Origin of the sequence: Pseudoalteromonas sp. SG43-8, from assembly GCF_014164245.1 — a bacterium.
In the GTDB taxonomy this organism is placed as follows: domain Bacteria; phylum Pseudomonadota; class Gammaproteobacteria; order Enterobacterales; family Alteromonadaceae; genus Pseudoalteromonas; species Pseudoalteromonas distincta.
Genome location: NZ_JACJEX010000008.1, coordinates 44,963 through 63,316 on the forward strand (window position 1 = coordinate 44,963; position 18,354 = coordinate 63,316).

Annotated in this window: 19 protein-coding genes; 11 read left to right on the forward strand and 8 right to left on the reverse strand. The window is 40.6% G+C overall.

Translation table 11 applies throughout. The features are described 5' to 3' along the window. The first annotated feature begins 58 nt into the window (after positions 1–58). Positions 59–1,564 carry a glycerol-3-phosphate dehydrogenase gene (gene glpD, locus H5122_RS14420; RefSeq protein ID WP_182682437.1) on the forward strand — a complete coding sequence of 502 codons (1,506 nt, stop codon included), beginning with the start codon at positions 59–61 and terminating at the stop codon, positions 1,562–1,564. A 59-nt stretch (positions 1,565–1,623) separates the two neighbouring features. Here glpD and H5122_RS14425 read toward each other — a convergent pair whose 3' ends face one another. Both H5122_RS14425 and H5122_RS14430 read right to left on the reverse strand, forming a co-directional pair. After that, the gene (locus H5122_RS14425; protein ID WP_182682438.1) at positions 1,624–2,574 is read right to left on the reverse strand and encodes a 2-dehydro-3-deoxygalactonokinase; all 951 of its coding nucleotides are present in this window, start codon (positions 2,572–2,574) and stop codon (positions 1,624–1,626) included. 3 nt (positions 2,575–2,577) lie between these two features. Next, a complete protein-coding gene (locus H5122_RS14430) occupies positions 2,578–3,336 on the reverse strand; it encodes an SDR family NAD(P)-dependent oxidoreductase (RefSeq protein WP_002958845.1) in 759 nt (252 codons plus the stop codon). Between the two features lie 199 nt (positions 3,337–3,535). Here H5122_RS14430 and H5122_RS14435 point away from each other — a divergent pair, with 199 nt between their 5' ends. Beyond that, positions 3,536–4,237 (forward strand): FadR/GntR family transcriptional regulator, encoded by a 702-nt coding sequence (locus tag H5122_RS14435; RefSeq protein WP_024596672.1) that lies wholly within the window; start codon positions 3,536–3,538, stop codon positions 4,235–4,237. 208 nt (positions 4,238–4,445) lie between these two features. Here the strand turns inward: H5122_RS14435 and accC are convergent, their stop codons facing one another. The 5 genes from accC to cutA form a co-directional block, all read right to left on the reverse strand. Beyond that, a complete protein-coding gene (gene accC / locus H5122_RS14440) occupies positions 4,446–5,786 on the reverse strand; it encodes an acetyl-CoA carboxylase biotin carboxylase subunit (RefSeq protein ID WP_002958843.1) in 1,341 nt (446 codons plus the stop codon). A gap of 26 nt (positions 5,787–5,812) precedes the next feature. After that, entirely contained in the window at positions 5,813–6,277 is a 465-nt protein-coding gene (accB, locus tag H5122_RS14445) for an acetyl-CoA carboxylase biotin carboxyl carrier protein (protein ID WP_002958842.1), read from the reverse strand. A gap of 38 nt (positions 6,278–6,315) precedes the next feature. Further along, positions 6,316–6,768 carry a type II 3-dehydroquinate dehydratase gene (aroQ, locus tag H5122_RS14450; RefSeq protein WP_002958841.1) on the reverse strand — a complete coding sequence of 151 codons (453 nt, stop codon included), beginning with the start codon at positions 6,766–6,768 and terminating at the stop codon, positions 6,316–6,318. A 228-nt stretch (positions 6,769–6,996) separates the two neighbouring features. Next, positions 6,997–8,826, reverse strand: coding sequence for a protein-disulfide reductase DsbD (locus H5122_RS14455; RefSeq protein WP_182682439.1), 1,830 nt, complete (start codon positions 8,824–8,826; stop codon positions 6,997–6,999). Continuing rightward, positions 8,826–9,146, reverse strand: a complete 321-nt coding sequence (cutA, locus tag H5122_RS14460; RefSeq protein ID WP_002958839.1) for a divalent-cation tolerance protein CutA — start codon at positions 9,144–9,146, stop codon at positions 8,826–8,828. The genes H5122_RS14455 and cutA overlap by 1 nt, the downstream gene beginning before the upstream one ends. Positions 9,147–9,324: 178 nt before the next feature. On the opposite strand from cutA, the gene H5122_RS14465 reads away from it, so the two are divergent. The 5 genes from H5122_RS14465 (at position 9,325) to H5122_RS14485 (ending at position 12,839) form a co-directional block, all read left to right on the forward strand. After that, positions 9,325–9,801, forward strand: coding sequence for an FxsA family protein (locus H5122_RS14465; RefSeq protein WP_002958838.1), 477 nt, complete (start codon positions 9,325–9,327; stop codon positions 9,799–9,801). Between the two features lie 110 nt (positions 9,802–9,911). Then, positions 9,912–10,199 carry a co-chaperone GroES gene (locus H5122_RS14470; protein ID WP_002958836.1) on the forward strand — a complete coding sequence of 96 codons (288 nt, stop codon included), beginning with the start codon at positions 9,912–9,914 and terminating at the stop codon, positions 10,197–10,199. A 48-nt stretch (positions 10,200–10,247) separates the two neighbouring features. Then, the gene (groL, locus tag H5122_RS14475; protein WP_182674086.1) at positions 10,248–11,897 is read left to right on the forward strand and encodes a chaperonin GroEL; all 1,650 of its coding nucleotides are present in this window, start codon (positions 10,248–10,250) and stop codon (positions 11,895–11,897) included. Positions 11,898–12,129: 232 nt separating this feature from the next. Next, on the forward strand, positions 12,130–12,315 hold the full coding sequence (locus tag H5122_RS14480; protein ID WP_008138818.1) for a hypothetical protein: 186 nt from the start codon (positions 12,130–12,132) through the stop codon (positions 12,313–12,315). A 92-nt stretch (positions 12,316–12,407) separates the two neighbouring features. Continuing rightward, complete coding sequence (locus tag H5122_RS14485) at positions 12,408–12,839, forward strand: VOC family protein (RefSeq protein ID WP_182671881.1); 432 nt, start codon at positions 12,408–12,410, stop codon at positions 12,837–12,839. A gap of 22 nt (positions 12,840–12,861) precedes the next feature. Here the strand turns inward: H5122_RS14485 and H5122_RS14490 are convergent, their stop codons facing one another. Continuing rightward, positions 12,862–14,337, reverse strand: a complete 1,476-nt coding sequence (locus H5122_RS14490; protein WP_182682440.1) for an NAD(P)H-hydrate dehydratase — start codon at positions 14,335–14,337, stop codon at positions 12,862–12,864. A gap of 239 nt (positions 14,338–14,576) precedes the next feature. Between H5122_RS14490 and gmk the strand changes: the two genes are divergently transcribed. From gmk to H5122_RS14510, 4 genes are all read left to right on the forward strand, one after another. Continuing rightward, complete coding sequence (gene gmk / locus H5122_RS14495; RefSeq protein WP_024596677.1) at positions 14,577–15,197, forward strand: guanylate kinase; 621 nt, start codon at positions 14,577–14,579, stop codon at positions 15,195–15,197. A 124-nt stretch (positions 15,198–15,321) separates the two neighbouring features. Beyond that, positions 15,322–15,597: a DNA-directed RNA polymerase subunit omega gene (gene rpoZ, locus H5122_RS14500; protein WP_002958829.1), complete on the forward strand. Its 276-nt coding sequence runs from the start codon at positions 15,322–15,324 to the stop codon at positions 15,595–15,597. A gap of 122 nt (positions 15,598–15,719) precedes the next feature. Next, a complete protein-coding gene (spoT, locus tag H5122_RS14505) occupies positions 15,720–17,825 on the forward strand; it encodes a bifunctional GTP diphosphokinase/guanosine-3',5'-bis pyrophosphate 3'-pyrophosphohydrolase (protein WP_002958827.1) in 2,106 nt (701 codons plus the stop codon). Between the two features lie 12 nt (positions 17,826–17,837). After that, positions 17,838–18,230 carry a RidA family protein gene (locus H5122_RS14510; protein WP_002958826.1) on the forward strand — a complete coding sequence of 131 codons (393 nt, stop codon included), beginning with the start codon at positions 17,838–17,840 and terminating at the stop codon, positions 18,228–18,230. The last annotated feature ends 124 nt before the right edge of the window (positions 18,231–18,354 follow it).

Below are 18,354 nucleotides of genomic sequence, written 5' to 3' on the forward strand. Positions count from 1 at the left end.
AACAGCAGCTTTATGATGCTTATGTCTTATTTATATTACAAATAAAAAGGTTAGCTCGGTGGAATTAGCAGATAACGAATATGACTTACTAGTCATCGGTGGCGGTGTAAACGGCACTGGAATAGCAGCTGATGCAGCTGGCAGAGGGTTAAAAGTTCTATTGTGCGAACGATCAGACCTTGCCTGTGCAACATCTTCAAACAGTTCTAAGCTGATCCACGGCGGTCTGCGCTACCTTGAGCACTACGAATTTAGATTAGTAAAAGAAGCGCTAGCAGAGCGTGAAGTGCTACTTAAAAACGCACCTCATATTATGTGGCCGCTAACCTTTAGATTGCCGCATCAAAAACACCTGCGCCCTGCGTGGATGATTCGTATTGGCTTGTTTATGTATGACAACCTAGCAAAACGCGAAACACTAGCGGGTTCTCGAAGCATTAAATTTGGTGAAAATAGCGTTTTAGAACCCTCTATTACTAAAGGTTTTGAATACTCAGATGGCTGGGTTGATGACTCTCGCCTAGTCGTTTTAAACGCCCTAGCAGCGCAACAAAAAGGTGCTGTTATTACCACGCAAACTAAGTGTGTAAATGCTAAACGTGAGCAAGGTAAATGGCAGGTAACGCTTGAGCAGCAAAAGAGTAAAGCTAAATACACCATTTCTGCCAAAGGGATTGTTAATGCTGCGGGTCCTTGGGTTGCTAAATTATTTGACGAAGCACTAACAGAGAAATCACCACAAAATATTCGCCTTGTAAAAGGTAGCCACATTGTAGTGCCTCGTATTCACGATGAAAAACAAGCTTATATTTTACAAAATAAAGATCAGCGTATTGTGTTTGTTATTCCGTTTGAAGATGACTTCTCACTTATTGGCACAACCGATGTAGAACACAAAGGTGAAGCACAAGACGTTAAAATTAGTGATGAAGAAATTGATTACTTAATTGATATTACTAATACCTACTTTAAACAACCGATTAAACGCGAAGACATAGTACATACCTTTTCTGGTGTACGCCCATTACTTGATGACGAATCAGTTAATGCACAAGCCGTTACTCGCGATTATAAATTAGAGCTTTCGAGTGATGCTAAACAAACACCTCTACTGAGTGTGTTTGGCGGAAAAATTACAACTTATCGCAAACTTGCCGAAGCTGCGGTTAATAAGCTTGAAGATTTTTATCCACAAATGAGCAATGCGTGGACCAAACATAGTCCGCTCCCTGGTGGTGATTTTAGCTCTGTAGAAGCACTTAAATCAGAGCTAAAAGCAAAATACGAATGGCTACCTGAAATAACACTTAAACGCTTTGTACGCACTTATGGTACTCGTGCTAAACATATTTTAGGTAGTGTAACTGGGCTGAGTGATTTAGGCCAAGATTTTGGCCATGGTTTATTTGCAGCAGAAGTAGATTACTTGCTAAATGAAGAGTGGGCAGAAAACGCATACAATATTTTATGGCGCCGCAGTAAATTAGGACTACGTTTTAATGAGGCGCAAGTTGCTGCGCTTAATGATTATATTGAGCATAACCAAGCAGCTAAAAGCGCTTAACTATCAAGTTATAATAGTTTCCTGTTAACCCCTTTATAATTTAACCGTTATAAAGGGGTTTATTTTTTTGACTCTAAATTAAATAAATAATTAAAGCCACTAAGCGTCGCTGTTTTAATATCAAACTCAATACACTTCACACCTATTTGGTTAAGCGCCGTAGTAAAACACTTATTGAGCTGCTTTGTGCCAATCACCACAACTTGTGTATCACTTAATAATTGCCATTCGCTAGCGTGGCGAGCTGCTCGTACATCGCTGCCAATTAATACCCCCGACAAATAGGCTTTAGCTTGTACTGGCGTTAACTCCTTTGAAAGCTGGCGGGTACGCACACTAAAAATACCATGTGCCAAGTTACCGCTATCACTACCTAAAGTTAACTCACAGCCTTGCTCAAATGCTTTAAAGTCAAACTCACCCTCTGCGCAGTCGTTAGGAATTAAAACACTTTGATGACATAACAAATCATATAACTCACCGGTCATGGCTGTTTTAAAGCAAATGATTTCGCCATTGTTTATAAGCACCCATTTGGTATGTGTGCCAGGCAAACAGAGTAATATTTTACCTTGTTGATACTCTGGGTTTTGCTTTAAAAACCCTAAAATTTGCAGCTCTTCGCCGCGCATTACATCAAACAAGCCATTTTGCAGCGTACACTTTGTGCCAGGTAACGCTTTAATAATATGCCCATCGCAATCAAAGCTAACAGCAGCATTAAGTAACCCTTCGGGATTAATTGGGCATTCTAAATAAGGTGTTTCGTGCCAGCCGATGCTTGAGGTAATTTGTCCTGCAATATATATAGGTAAGATGCCATACTCTTGCTTCCACACCGCAATGGTGTCGATTAGGGTTTGCTCAAAATTTTGATTTGCCTTAACAACACCAGGGCCATCACGTTGTGCTAATAGTTTAAGTGTTGATTGCGCTTTTACTTCGCACAAATAAGCGCGTAAATGGCTCGTGCCCCAGTCAACAGCAATAAAAAGAGATGAAGTAGCCAAGCTTTAAAGCCTCCCACCGTCAATTTTAATACTTTGCCCGGTGATCATACTGCTTTCATCGGCGGCTAAAAAGAGTGCCAAATTAGCAACATCTTCAGGAGTTACTAATTTTTTAAGCGCCATGGCTTCCATCCACTTAACTTGCTCTTCTTCGGTAAACCAGCTTGCTAGTTGACGGTCGGTAGCCACCCACCCTGGTAAAATAGCGTTAACGCGAATACCAAACTCGCCGTAATCGCGAGCCAGTGCCTTAGTCATACCTATTAGGCCTGCTTTTGCGGTTACATAGCCTGCCATTTGAGGTTGCCCCATAATAGCGTTAATAGAACTAAAGTTAATGATACTGCCCGCTCCATCGCCCTTCATAAAAGACATAGCAACTTGAGAGGCAAAAAATGCAGGGTTTAAGTTTATTTGTAAGCACTGATCCCAGTCTTGCACTGTAACGTCTTCGCTCGCTTGGCGGCGGTCGTTCGCTACATTATTAACTAGTACATTAATGGCACCAAAAGCGGCGCATGCATCCACAAGTGATTGCTGAAGTGCATGAGAGTCAGTTACATCAACTTGCCTATACCATAGTTTTGCATTGGGTAAATCACGAATAAGCGATTGCGCGGCCTTATCATCAATATCTATAAATGCTACTTTTGCATTTTGGTTTACAAAGGATTTAACCATTGCTCTACCAATGCCTGATGCACCGCCTGTAATAAAAATAACTTTACCAGAAAGACTATGATATTGAGCTAGGGTGTTCAAATTCAACTCTCCATACAGCGCATTTTCAATTTTAATTAAACCCTTTATAAACTTACATTTACATTATAAAGAGCCAAACTAAGTTGTTATTGCTGTGCTAAAATATTTAACTAATTAAAAGTTTATATCATATCCTTAAGTACATTAATATGATATATGATATATAATAAAGCAATATATCAACTCGGAATCCTCCGCAATGAAAAGCCAACCCCGTCAAAATTTAACACAACAATTAACCCACGATTTGGGTTTTGCTATTGTGCGTGGTGTTTACCCTGTAAGCGAAGGCCTGCCTTCTGAAGCCGATTTATGTATAAAGTATGATGTAAGTCGCAGCGCTACCCGCGAAGCGGTAAAAATGCTCTCTGCTAAAGGATTAATTTCATCGCGTCCTAAGCAAGGTATTCGTGTATTACCTGAAAGTAGCTGGAACATGTTTGATACCGACGTACTACGTTGGATTTTAAGCAGCAAACCATCACTGTCGTTATTAAAAGAGTTTACTCAAGTACGCGTAGCCCTTGAACCACAAGCGGCCGCTCTTGCAGCACTAAATGCAACTGCTGAACAACTCGCTGATATAGATAGTGCCTTAGCCCGTATGGCTGAAGCAGACGAAGGCTTAGACGACCCATTAGAAGCCGACATTGCTTTTCATACCAGCATATTAGTGGCCAGTAACAATCGCTTTTTTGTGCAGTTAACTGAGTTTATTAGTACAGCCCTTAGAGTAAGTATTCGTTATACAAACCACATTAAAGGTGTACCGGGCGCAGATGTTGCTAAGCACGCTGATATTTTAGAGACCATAAAGTCACGCGATCCTGAGCGCGCTAAAAAAGCAGTAGAAACAATTTTAGAAGAAGCACTACAGTTAATTGAATCTAAATTAGTGTAATGTTAGTTCAACATATTATATAAATATTGAGTCCATCGAATTTACTCTTTGCAGTATATTTTATGGACTTTTTTATTGCCTATAAAACTTAAATTACAGGCATTAAAAAATCCGATATCAGTCTCCTGATATCGGATTTTTAATTATTTAAATCAGCTTAATAACTCGGGTTATTAACTAAGATAAAACGCCTTTTTACAGGCTAGAATTACAATCCTAATTTCTTCTCAAGATAGTGGATGTTAGTACCACCATTTTGGAAATTTTCATCTGCAAGAATTCTCTTATGCAAAGGAGTATTAGTTTTAATTCCGTCAATTACTAGCTCGTTAAGTGCATTGCGCGCGCGGGCAATAGCTACGTCACGGTTTTCACCGTAAGTGATTAACTTACCTATCATTGAATCGTAATGTGGTGGAACCGTATAGTCAGCGTAAATATGGCTGTCCCAACGAATACCTAAGCCACCAGCAGGATGGAAACGTGTAATTTTACCCGGTGAAGGGATAAACGTTTCAGGGTCTTCAGCATTAATACGACACTCAATAGCATGACCACGAATAACAACGTCGTCTTGCGTGAATGATAATGGTTGACCCGCAGCAATTTTTAACTGCTCTTTGATTAAATCAATACCAGTAACCATTTCAGTTACAGGGTGTTCAACCTGAATACGTGTATTCATTTCGATGAAGTAAAACTCGCCGTTTTCGTATAAAAACTCAAACGTACCTGCACCGCGGTAACCGATTTCGATACATGCACGTGTACAGCGCTCACCAATAAATTTACGTGTTTCTGCAGTAATACCTGGCGCTGGTGCTTCTTCAACTACTTTTTGGTGACGACGTTGCATAGAACAATCACGTTCACCTAAATGTACTGCATTACCTTGGCCATCTGCTAATACTTGAACTTCGATATGGCGTGGGTTTTCAAGGAATTTCTCCATGTAAACCATGCTATTACCAAAGAACTGCTTAGCTTCTTGCTGTGTTAATGCAATTGAATCAATAAGTTCAGATTCGCTACGAACAACACGCATACCACGACCACCACCGCCACCAGCGGCTTTGATGATTACCGGGTAACCGATTCGTTTAGCGATTTGCATGTTACGTTCTTTATCATCTGATACCGGACCATCAGACCCTGGTACACATGGAACGCCTGCTTTACGCATTGCTGAAATAGCAGAAACTTTATCACCCATAAGGCGAATAGTGTCACCTTTTGGACCAATAAATACAAAACCACTTTGCTCAACTTGGTCGGCAAAATCAGCGTTTTCTGCAAGGAAACCGTAACCTGGATGAATCGCTACAGCGTCAGTTATTTCAGCCGCAGCAATAATGCGCGGGATATCTAAATAACTTTCAGTTGCTGATGGTCTACCAATACAGATGGTTTCATCTGCAAGCAATACATGCTTAAGATCGCGATCCGCCGTTGAATGCACAGCAACCGTTTTGATCCCAAGCTCTTTGCAGGCGCGCAATATACGAAGTGCAATTTCACCTCGGTTTGCAATGACTACTTTATCTAACATTAGAGTTGGCCTTTTAGGTTACGCTATTATTCAATGATGAATAGAGGTTGATCAAATTCTATTGGCTCGCCATTTTCAGCTAAGATAGCTCTTACTGTACCGGCTTTATCTGACTCAATTTGGTTCATCATTTTCATAGCTTCGATAATACAAAGCGTATCGCCAACTTTAACTTGCTGACCAACTTCTACATACGCTGGAGCTTCAGGAGACGCTGCTGCATAGAAAGATCCAACCATTGGTGATTTAACTTGATGGCCAGTAGGTTCTGCTGGAGCTGCTGCTTCAACTGCTACAGGAGCTGCTGCAACTGGAGCTGGGGCTGCTGGCGCCGGTGCATATTGCTGTGGAGCAAATTGCGGGTAACCAGGGCCTGCGCTCATGTTGTTACGGTTAATACGTACTGATTCTTCACCTTCAGTGATTTCTAGCTCAGCAATACCTGATTCTTCTACTAATTCGATAAGCTTCTTTATCTTGCGAATATCCATTACACGACCCGCCTGTTTGTTTGTGTGTTAATTTAAAATTAAATCGAGTTTTTCAACCGGCTCACAGCGGCATTTAATGCTGCGTGGTAACCCATTGCACCTAATCCACATATCACGCCTTGTGCCACATCAGAAAAATACGAATGATGACGAAAGGCTTCACGTGCGTGCACATTACTTAAGTGCACTTCAAAAAACGGAATATCAACACTTAGCAATGCATCACGTAATGCAACGCTTGTATGCGTAAATGCAGCAGGGTTAATTATTATGTAATCAACCGCTTGCCAAGCACTGTGTATTCGCTCAATGAGGGCTTGCTCACTATTACTTTGAAAATGTGCTAACTCAACATCTAGACTATCAGCGGCACTGGTTAGTTCGCTCATAATTTCACTTAGCGTTTGAAAACCGTATTTATCCGGTTCACGTTTGCCAAGCATGTTCAAATTTGGACCATTTATAACTAAAAGGTTAAATTTTGCAGCCATAATACGCGATATATCCTATAAGTAATGAGTTAAGCGGTTGCTAAGTAGTTTTTCGCTTTTAAGCAAGCAGAAAAAAGTAATGTAGCAACAAATTCTCACGTTAACCAACTATTATAGTGATTTCGATGTAAATAGCAGCAAAATACTGGTCCAATCTCTATTTTGGGAACGAATAACTAGGAGGGAGTCGTAAGCCACTTGGTATATCCAAGTGGCTCTATTGCACTATTATTGTGCGCTGGCGCGCACTGTAGCAAGGTGTTTAGCAAAATCTTCTGCGTTTAAAAAGCCGGTTACACGTTGTGTAGTTAGCTCTTTACCTTGGCTGTTAAAAAACAAAATACTAGGTAAACCAAACACGGTGTACTCTTCCATTAACTCAATTGTTTTATTGTCACTGTTAGTTAAATCAACTTGAATTAGCTGATAATGGCTAAATTCACTTTGCACTTTGGCATCTGGAAACGTGTAATGCTCAAACTCTTTACACGCCACACACCAGTCAGCATATAAGTCGACCATAACCATTCGACCTTCATTATTCGCTTGCGCTACGGCTTCTTTTAGCTCAGCTAAATCCGCCACCTTTTTAAACTCATTACTTTGTGAGCTTACTTGCACAGCTTGTACTGGCCAAAAGTAGTTTTTAGTTAACGTAAACCCAGTCATAACTAATAGCGTTGCAGCAAACCATAATACAGTTTTTAACTTGCTTTGTGTTTGGCTACTTTGCCAGTGATGTAGGTAAAGTGCCGTTGCTAATGCAAGCACACCAGCCATTAATAATATAATGTCGGCGCTTACTAGTCGCTCAAGTAATATAAGCGGCACAACAAGCATTACAAAGCCAAACAAAGTTTTAACTTGCTCCATCCAACCACCTGCTTTAGGCAGCAATTTACCGCCAGATGTCCCAAGTAATAAAAGTGGTAACCCCATACCTAAACTAAGCACGTATAGCGTTAAACCACCTACTAAGTAATCACCACTTTGCGCTACAAATAAGAGCGCCGCCGACAGTGGCGCAGTAGTACACGGTGATGCAATTAACCCCGACAGTACACCCATTAAAAATACGCCAACGTAGTTGCCGCCTTTTTGGTTATTACTTACCTGAGTTAGCTTGCTCATCATACTGCTTGGCAGTTTTATTTCGTACCAACCAAACATCGACATAGCCAATAATACAAATAGTAAACTAAAGCTAACTAGTACAAATGGATGCTGTAAATACCCCTGCACTTGCCCACCAAGCGCCGCAACAACTAAGCCTAGTGCTGCATAAGTAACTGCCATGCCTTGTATATATACAAACGACAACGCAAACGCTTTTTTAGTTGAAAGGTTTTGCTGACCCGCAATTAAGCTCGACAAAATAGGAAACATTGGAAATACGCACGGCGTAAAAGCAAGGCCTACACCAACCACAAAAAATATAAGTAAATTAGTTATTAAGCCCTGACTTGCTAATTGCTCAGTAAAAGTAAGTTCTTTTTCGGCATCATCCGAATTTGTTTTAGGTTCAGTAGTTGGCTCGTTGAGTGCTGCAAATGTACTTTGCGCAGTTGCCGCTTCATCGGTGGCGCTATTTTGATCTATATTTTTAATCTGTGCGCCACTAATAACACTAAGTGGGATGCTGATTACTTCTGGTGGATAGCAAAGCCCTGCTTTTGCACAGCCTTGGTAACGAACTTTAACCACGGCGCCTTCGGTTATATTACTTAGCTTACTAATAACACTCGCGGAATTAAAAAAAACCTCTGTTTTACCAAAAAATTCATCTTCAATAATTTCGCCACTGCCGGAGTTGCCTACTTGAATGTTTGCACCTTTGGCGATAATTTCTATTTTCTTTTTATATAAATAATAGTCTGGCGCTATATCCCAACCTACAAACAAGGTACTGCCTTGTTGGTCAAAATCAAAAACAAACGCTTGGTCTACAGGTAAAAAAGTCTGTTGAGGAGGCCCAAGTAGATCACCAAGCACATTATTAGTCGCAGCCTTTACGGGTACAGTTAATAATGTAGCCAACAATAAAAAGAAAAAACGCATTAATTCAGTACCTCGTCCATCCAATTAAAATACGCCAAATTACCGGTTGAAACTTCTACAACCTGAATCTCCGGCACTTCGTAGCTATGTAGCTCTTTTATTGTTAAAAACACATCGTTCATTTTATCTGCTTTTGTTTTTATAAGTAGCTTGGCTTCAGTTGCTTCTGCTACTTCGCCCTCCCACATATAAATAGAGCCCATGTTAGGTAAAATATTTACACAAGCTGCTAGCTTTTTTTCTACCAACGCCCTTGCTAGGCTGCGTGCTTCTGCTTCATCTTTGCAGGTCGTAAAAATCATTTTAAAATGCGTAGTCATTATGAACCTATTCTTATTGGACAGTGTCTAGCTTCATAGTATCCGATAGCCGATACAATGTGTAGACGCTTAAATATCAGTAAAATGACTATACCTATGCCCTAACCTTGAAAAGAGACCTAGTCACCCTCATTTATATTTCATCAACTCTTTTGAGTGTCATTATTTAGAGAGCGCTATGTTTAGATTTTTATTTGTGTTGTTTATCATCATCCCTATTATCGAAATCGCCTTACTGATTCAAGTAAGCGATGTGATTGGCGGATTTGCAACAATTGCACTTGTTGTTATTACCGCGATTTTAGGTGCCAAAATGGTTAAAACACAAGGTATGGGTGCGCTGCAAAACGTACAAGCGCAAATGGCGCAAGGGCAAATGCCAGCCAAAGAATTATTTACCGGAATATGCGTTGTAATTGCGGGGGTATTATTACTTACCCCTGGCATTATGACCGACGTGTTTGGGTTACTATTATTAACGCCTGCAATTCGTAACAAGCTGGCCGCAGGCCTTGCTAGCCAAGCAACTGTTAGAATGAGCGCAGGTAGGCAACAAGGGCCATCGCCGTTTGCTGGGCAGCAACATGCTGAACGAGAGCAAGGGCAAATGGAACGACCAACGACTATTGATGGCGAATATGAGCGAAAAGATTAAAAATTTATCATTTTTTCTCTTGGAATTTTACACTCTACCCCCATTAATGAATGCAAATTAGAAAAGCTTTTTTCTGTACTGTTCAGAAACTGTTAGGAGAACTAAAAAACATGAACATTCGTCCTTTACAAGATCGCGTAATCGTTAAACGTCTAGAAGAAGAAACAAAATCTGCTGGCGGTATTGTATTAACTGGCTCTGCAGCTGAAAAATCAACTCGCGGAGAAGTTGTAGCCGTAGGTAATGGTCGCGTTTTAGATAACGGTGACGTGAGAGCGTTAGAAGTTAAAGCCGGTGACACTGTGTTATTTGGCTCATATGTTGAAAAAGTTGAAAAGATCGAAGGTCAAGAGTACCTGATCATGCGTGAAGATAATATTTTAGGCATTGTAGGCTAAACCTACTTTTCGTTTATAAACATTTAAGAATTTAGAGGAATTTAAAACATGGCAGCAAAAGAAGTACTTTTTGCAGGTGACGCACGCGCTAAAATGCTAACTGGCGTAAACATCCTGGCAAACGCAGTAAAAGTTACATTAGGTCCTAAAGGCCGTAACGTTGTGCTAGACAAATCATTTGGCTCTCCAGTTATCACTAAAGATGGTGTATCTGTAGCAAAAGAAATCGAACTTGAAGACAAGTTTGAGAACATGGGCGCACAAATGGTTAAAGAAGTTGCATCTAAAGCAAATGATGCAGCCGGCGATGGTACAACTACCGCTACAGTACTTGCACAGTCTATTGTTAATGAAGGCCTTAAAGCTGTTGCAGCAGGCATGAATCCAATGGATCTTAAGCGCGGCATCGACAAAGCAGTTATTGCTGCTGTTGCAGAGCTTAAAGCGTTATCTGTTCCTTGTTCTGATACTAAAGCAATTGCACAAGTAGGTACTATTTCAGCTAACTCTGATCAAGAGATTGGTAATATCATTGCTCAAGCAATGGAAAAAGTAGGCCGCAACAGTGGTGTTATTACTGTAGAAGAAGGTCAATCGCTTGAAAACGAACTAGATGTTGTTGAAGGCATGCAGTTTGACCGTGGTTACTTATCTCCTTACTTTATCAACAGCCCAGAAAAAGGCACTGTTGAGCTAGATAACCCATTTATTCTACTTGTAGATAAAAAAATATCTAACATCCGTGAATTATTACCAACATTAGAAGCGGTAGCTAAAGCAAGTAAACCACTACTAATCATTGCAGAAGACCTTGAAGGCGAAGCACTAGCTACATTAGTAGTTAATAACATGCGCGGTATTGTTAAAGTATCAGCTGTTAAAGCACCTGGCTTTGGCGATCGTCGTAAAGCAATGCTACAAGATATCGCTGTATTAACTGGCGGTACTGTTATTTCTGAAGAAATCGGCTTAGAGCTTGAAAAAGCAACAGTTGAAGACCTAGGTACAGCTAAACGCGTAATTATCACTAAAGATGATACAACTATCATTGATGGTGCTGGTGAAGAAGCTGGTATTACTGGTCGTGTTTCTCAAATTAAAGCACAAATTGAAGAAGCTACATCAGACTACGATAAAGAAAAACTTCAAGAGCGCATGGCTAAACTAGCTGGCGGTGTTGCAGTAATCAAAGTAGGTGCTGCTACTGAAATCGAAATGAAAGAGAAAAAAGACCGCGTTGAAGATGCATTAAATGCAACTCGTGCAGCGGTTGAAGAAGGCGTAGTACCTGGCGGCGGTGTTGCACTTGTACGTGCTGCTAGCAAGCTAGCTGATTTAGTTGGCGACAACGAAGATCAAAACCACGGTATTAAAGTTGCACTTCGTGCGATGGAAGCACCACTTCGTCAAATCGTAACAAACGCAGGCGACGAAGCATCAGTTGTAATTAACGCAGTTAAAGGCGGCGATGGTAACTACGGTTACAACGCAGCAACTGGCGAATACAACGACATGATTGAAATGGGTATCCTAGATCCAACTAAAGTAACACGCTCTGCGCTACAGTTTGCAGGGTCTATTGCGGGTCTAATGATCACTACTGAAGCAATGGTAGCTGAAATCCCTAAAGACGAATCTGCTGGTGCACCTGATATGGGCGGCATGGGCGGAATGGGTGGCATGGGCGGAATGATGTGATAAACATCACCGTTTAAGCACCTCGCTTATATAAAAAACCAGCTTCGGCTGGTTTTTTGCTTTTTAGTATAAAAACCATTGGTATTGTTTAATTTATACCCACATCTAAGTTACGTATAACTAAGATTTATATTAAATGGATTTATTAAGTAATAACGGAATATTCATCTTCTTTGTTTTTATTGCCCTTGTGACTGGGTTATTTTCATTCGTAGTTTGGGCTATGCTCAAAATGGTCACGTGGGGTAAAAGTATGTCTAAGGGGGCTTATTTATTTTTAGCATTCTTTCCGCTTATTTCACTGATGCCTATTCCGCCACCTACCTACGAAAATGTACAAAAAGCAAAACAAGAACAAAGAAAACGCAAAGAAGACTCAGGTGATCCACCCGATGATGAAGACGAACTCGCAAGTTAATTCACATTACATACTGCGGGCATATACGCTGCGAAGTCGCTAACTAATATAATAAAAAGTACATTTATTTAATAGTACGGAGTAAACCAAACATGGCTAACGTTCAACAGCATATAAGCAGCATTGCATTAGTTATTAAGGACTACGGCGATGCCATTGAGTTTTATACTCAAAAGCTCAACTTTGAGTTAGTAGAGGATACTAACTTAGGTGATGGTAAACGCTGGGTGTTAATTTCACCACCAAATTCAAACGGGGCTTGTTCAAACAGAGCCAATTCGAGCAGAACTAATCTACTGCTTGCTAAAGCCACAACGCCGGAACAAATGAGCGCTATTGGTAATCAAACGGGTGGTCGTGTGTTTTTATTTTTACATACCAATGACTTTTGGCGAGATTATAATTTAATGCTTGCTAAAGGCGTTACATTTAACGAAGAGCCTAGAGTAGAACCCTATGGCACCGTAGTGGTTTTTGAAGACCTACATGGTACAAAATGGGATTTATTACAGCTTAATAATTAATTATGTAGAGTGACGCTTAAACTCACGTCACTTTATTAACTAACTCTCTTACAATTGGGAATAGATCACTGGGTAGCATTCCCCTTTGCCCGTCTCGCTCACTTGCGATATCACCGGCTTTAGCGTGCAGTGTTACGCCATAGCGTGCTGCTTCATCAATAGTTAAACCTTGAGCAAGTAATGCCCCAATAATACCAGTGAGTACGTCGCCACTGCCGCCAACTGCCAGTGCTGGATTGCCATCTTCACATACCCACGTGTGCTGGGCATTAGCTATTAATGTTCCAGCACCTTTTAATACACAAGTCGCGTTATAGCGCTTGGCGCAAAGGCGAGCATAATTAAAGCGGTCTGATTCTATGTCGCTAGTACTAACACTTAGCAGTCGTGAAGCTTCGCCTGGGTGTGGCGTAAGTACGCATTGCTCTAACATATACGATGAAGCTTGCTTAGCGAGTAAATTAAGGGCGTCTGCATCTATAACCAATGGCATTTTATTGTTTTGGCAATATTGCATTACTTCATCGAATGTTTTTTGTGCCCACTCGTCTTGCCCAAGCCCTGGGCCAATAACAACGCAGCTTGCCCACTCTAGCGCTTGATGTAAGTTATTACTGCTTACCATAAGTTCTGGTCTGCCAATACTAATAGGTGTTATTGAGCTTTCGTGTATATACACCCTTACCATACCAGCACCCGTTCTAAGAGCTGCTTCACTACTTAACCTAATTGCACCTGCAGTACCTTGATTGCCACCAACACATAAAAGCTTGCCATGGCTGCCTTTGTGACTATTGATTGCCCGCGTGGCAATTCCTTTAAAGCTATTAATATTTATCAAGGTACCTGATGATTGAGCTATACAAGTAAACGCATCGCCAATTGCTAAATCATCAAAAACTAACTTACCGCTATGTTGTTTACCTGCCGTCGTTGTGAGCCCTTGCTTTATACCTACAAAAGTAACGGTTGAAGTAGCTTGTACTGCGCACCCTAAAGGCTGTCCTGTATTTGCTTCAATGCCTGATGGAATATCAATGCTTATTACGGGCTTACCACTGTTATTTACAGCGTTAATTATATTCGCAAAATTATCGCGCACGGCGCTATTAAGCCCAGTACCAAGGAGCGCATCAATAACGATATCGCACTCATTAAGAGCATCTTTTGTAAAATGAGAAACCACCCCACCCGCTTCTATCCATAGCTGCTGCGCTTTTGCAGCATCACCTTTTAATGTTTTTTCGGGTTCAGCAGCGCATACTGTTACCTTTTTACCTGATTGCATAATAAGCCTAGCTACAACGTAACCGTCTCCAGCATTGTTACCATGGCCAACAATGACTAATGTATGCTGCGCATCAAATAACTGCCATTGCTTATATACAGCCTCTCCTGCCCGCTGCATTAGGGTAAATAAATCGCAATGACTATTTTTAGCCGCTAAAGCTTCATTATCTCTTACTTGTTGTGCGGTAAATAAGGTTTTATTAAGCATAAAGGCTCCTTTAATAGGTGATAGTTCACCTTATCAAATACTTATATCTAGCGGCTAGTTCTGTTGGCAATTTTAAATTGCAATTTTATTTAAAGTCTAACACTGCCACTTCAATTTAAGCATGGCTCACTTGAGCACGTCTAACTTGAGCAAGGTGAGCTAATTAAAGTACAATGCAGTTAATTAAAGGCTTGGTTTACTTGTAATCCAAGCCTGTTTATTTTTAGGTAGAGAAAAGCATGGCACAAACTCGCGGTAACTTATTTATTTTATCAGCCCCTTCAGGTGCTGGTAAATCAAGCTTAATCAATGCGTTATTAAAAAAACACGCTGATATGAAAGTATCTGTATCACATACAACTCGCGCCCCTCGCCCAGGCGAAGAAAATGGTGTGCATTATCACTTTGCATCTACAGATGAGTTTAAAGCGCTTATTGCCAAAGATGACTTTTTTGAATGGGCCCAAGTGTTTGACAATTACTACGGCACATCAAAGCAGGCTATTGAGTCGCAACTTGATGCGGGTATTGATGTGTTTTTAGATATTGATTGGCAAGGCGCGCAACAAGTGCGCGAAATAATGCCAAGCGTGAAAACTATTTTTATACTACCTCCTTCAAAAGAAGAGTTAGAGCAACGCTTAAATAATCGTGGCCAAGATTCGGCTGAGGTTATTGCCTCTCGTATGGCAAAAGCACAATCTGAAACATCACATTATAACGAATACGACTATGTAATTGTTAATGATGACTTTGAGAGCGCGCTTGGCGACATAGAAATGATTGTAATGGCTCAGCGCTTAACCCTAAAAGCGCAAGAAGAACGCCATCAAGTTTTACTAAATAGCCTGCTTAAATAATTTAAGTCTATTTAAATCAGGCTTAGACAAGTAAAACTGATAAAAATTGAACACTGGCTATTGGCGAAAGTGGCTGCTTGCAGTAAACTACGTCTTTGATTTAAATTATTTTTGGAGTGCTGTGATGGCCCGCGTAACAGTTGAAGATGCAGTAGATGCAGTTGGTAATCGTTTTGACTTAATTTTAGTTGCGGCTCGTCGTGCCCGCCAAATTGCTGTTGGTGGTAAAACTCCACTAGTAGACCCTGAAAACGATAAGCCAACGGTAGTTGCTTTACGTGAAATTGAACTAGGTTTAGTTGATAGCTCTTCAATGGACTTAATTGACCGTGAAGAACAACAACACCAAGAAGCAGCTGAATTAGCTGCTGTTGCTGCTATTGTTGGTGGCAACCAATAATCGACCTCCCGGTCTGATTTAGCCAACGGCGCAGTATTTCTACTATAGCCGTTGGCAATCCTCTCTTTTCATCGTATATTCGTAACTTACCTAATTTGCTTCACTAGAACATTGGAGTGTGAATGTATCTTTTTGAAGGTCTTAAAAAGAAAATCTCAGAATACTTGCCCGCTGCTGATGTAGAGCTGGTTCAAAAATCTTACGTGGTAGCCCGAGAGGCCCATGAAGGACAAACTCGCTCGAGTGGCGAACCTTACATAACGCACCCAGTAGAAGTAACCCAAATTCTTGCAGGCATGCATCTTGACCATGAAACACTCATGGCCGCGCTAATGCATGATGTAATTGAAGATACTGATTTTAGTCAACAAGATTTAGCCGAGATATTTGGCGAAACTGTTGCAGAGCTAGTTGAAGGTGTGAGTAAGCTCGATAAGCTTAGCTTTAAAGATAAAAAAGAATTCCAAGCTGAAAACTACCGCAAAATGATTATGGCAATGACTCAGGATATTCGAGTCATTTTAATCAAGCTTGCTGATAGAACACACAATATGCGTACTTTAGGCGCATTGCGCCCAGATAAGCGCCGCAGAATAGCGCGTGAAACACTAGAAATTTACGCACCAATTGCAAACCGCTTAGGTATTCACGATATTAAAAATGAACTTGAAGACTTAGGTTTTCAAGCTTTATATCCTATGCGTCATCGCGCACTTAAATCGGAAGTTGCTAAAGCACGCGGTAATCGCAAAGAAGTTATTACTAATATCCAGCATGAAATAGAAGCACGTCTTGAAGAATCAGGCATTAAAGCAACTGTGTCTGGCCGTGAAAAACATTTATATAGTATTTATAAAAAAATGCTTAATAAAGAACTGCTATTTAACGAAGTTATGGATATTTACGCGTTTAGAATTGCAGTTGACTCTATGGATACGTGTTATCGTGTATTAGGTGTAGCTCATAGTCTTTATAAACCTATTGAAACACGCTTTAAAGATTATATTGCAGTACCAAAAACAAACGGTTACCAATCGCTTCATACTTCATTAGTTGGTCCACACGGTATACCTGTTGAAATTCAAATTCGTACTCACGATATGGATCATATGGCCGACAAAGGTGTAGCGGCGCATTGGATGTATAAAAAAGCAGGTGATGGTGCAGGTAATACTTCGCAGCAACGTGCTCGCCAGTGGATGCAGAGCTTATTAGAGCTTCAGCAAAGTGCGGGTTCATCATTTGAATTTATTGAAAATGTAAAAACTGAGCTATTCCCAGAAGAAATTTACGTATTTACACCAGATGGGCGTATTGTTGAGCTACCGATGGGTGCTACCGCAGTCGATTTTGCTTATGCCGTGCATACAGATGTAGGCAACACCTGCGTAGGCGCGCGCGTTAATCGCAAGCCGCACCCTTTAAGTAGGCCCTTAGATACAGGGCAAACTATAGAGATAATAACAAGCTCAGGTGCTCACCCTAATGCAACATGGCTAAACTTTATTGTTACTGGTAAAGCGCGTTTGGGCGTTCGTAATTACCTTAGAAGCCAGCATCATGAAGAAGCCATGCTTTTAGGGCGCCGCTTACTTGATTCAGCATTAGGTGAAAACAAACTAGATAGCATTGCTGATGAAAATATAGCGAGAGTACTTGAGGAGCACGAACTAACAACGCTTCTTGAATTACTTGTAGAAATTGGCTCTGGTAACCTAATGAGCATGTTAATTGCCAAACGTCTATTACAAAATGACAGTGACGACTTAACTGATATTACCAGCCAAGCCAAAGCGACCATTATTGGTACTGAGGGCATGCTAGTTAATTACTCTAAGTGTTGCCGACCTGTACCTGGCGATGCTATTACAGCTCATGTAAGCCAAGGTAAGGGCCTGACCGTTCACCGCCAAGAATGTAAAAACATCCGTGGCTGGGAAAATGAGCGCTCTAAATACTTAGTTGTAAAATGGGACGATAACCCTGAGAAAGAATATATTGCAGCTCTGAGAGTTGAAATTATTAATCATCAAGGGGCTCTGGCTAAATTAACCAATGTTGTTACTACAACCCAAGCCAATATTGTAGAAATTACCACCGATGAAAAAGAAAGTAATTTATACGTGATAGATTTAGGGGTTACCGTTAAAAACCGTATCCACGTTGCTAACATTATGCGCCGCATTCGCGTTATGCCTGATGTACAAAAAGTCTATCGTAAAAAGTAAAATAGGAAACACATGAATAAAGCATTTATCTCTACCGACAAAGCACCTGCTGCCATTGGCACTTACAGCCAAGCAGTTAAAGTAGGCACCGCTGTTTATTTATCTGGTCAAATTCCATTAGTGCCAGAAACGATGGAAATGATTTCAGAAGACTTTAGTGAGCAAACGCATCAGGTATTTAAAAATATCACTGCGGTATGTGAAGAAGCTGGCGGGCAAATTCAAGATTTAGTGAAAATAAATATTTATCTAACTGATTTATCTAACTTCGCCACTGTAAATGAAGTTATGAGCCAATACTTTAAGCAACCTTACCCAGCGAGAGCTGCATTAGGTGTTCGTGCACTTCCAAAAGGTGCACAAGTTGAAATAGACGGAATAATGGAATTACCTTCTACCAATTAAGTATTACAGGCTATAGAGCTTCTCTATAGCCTTTATTTTCTCGCTCCGCACTTCGTTTTCTCTGACTTCTTGACTCAAATGTAAATTTCTAGCAATCTGTAGTTGTGTTTTAAAAAACAAACTT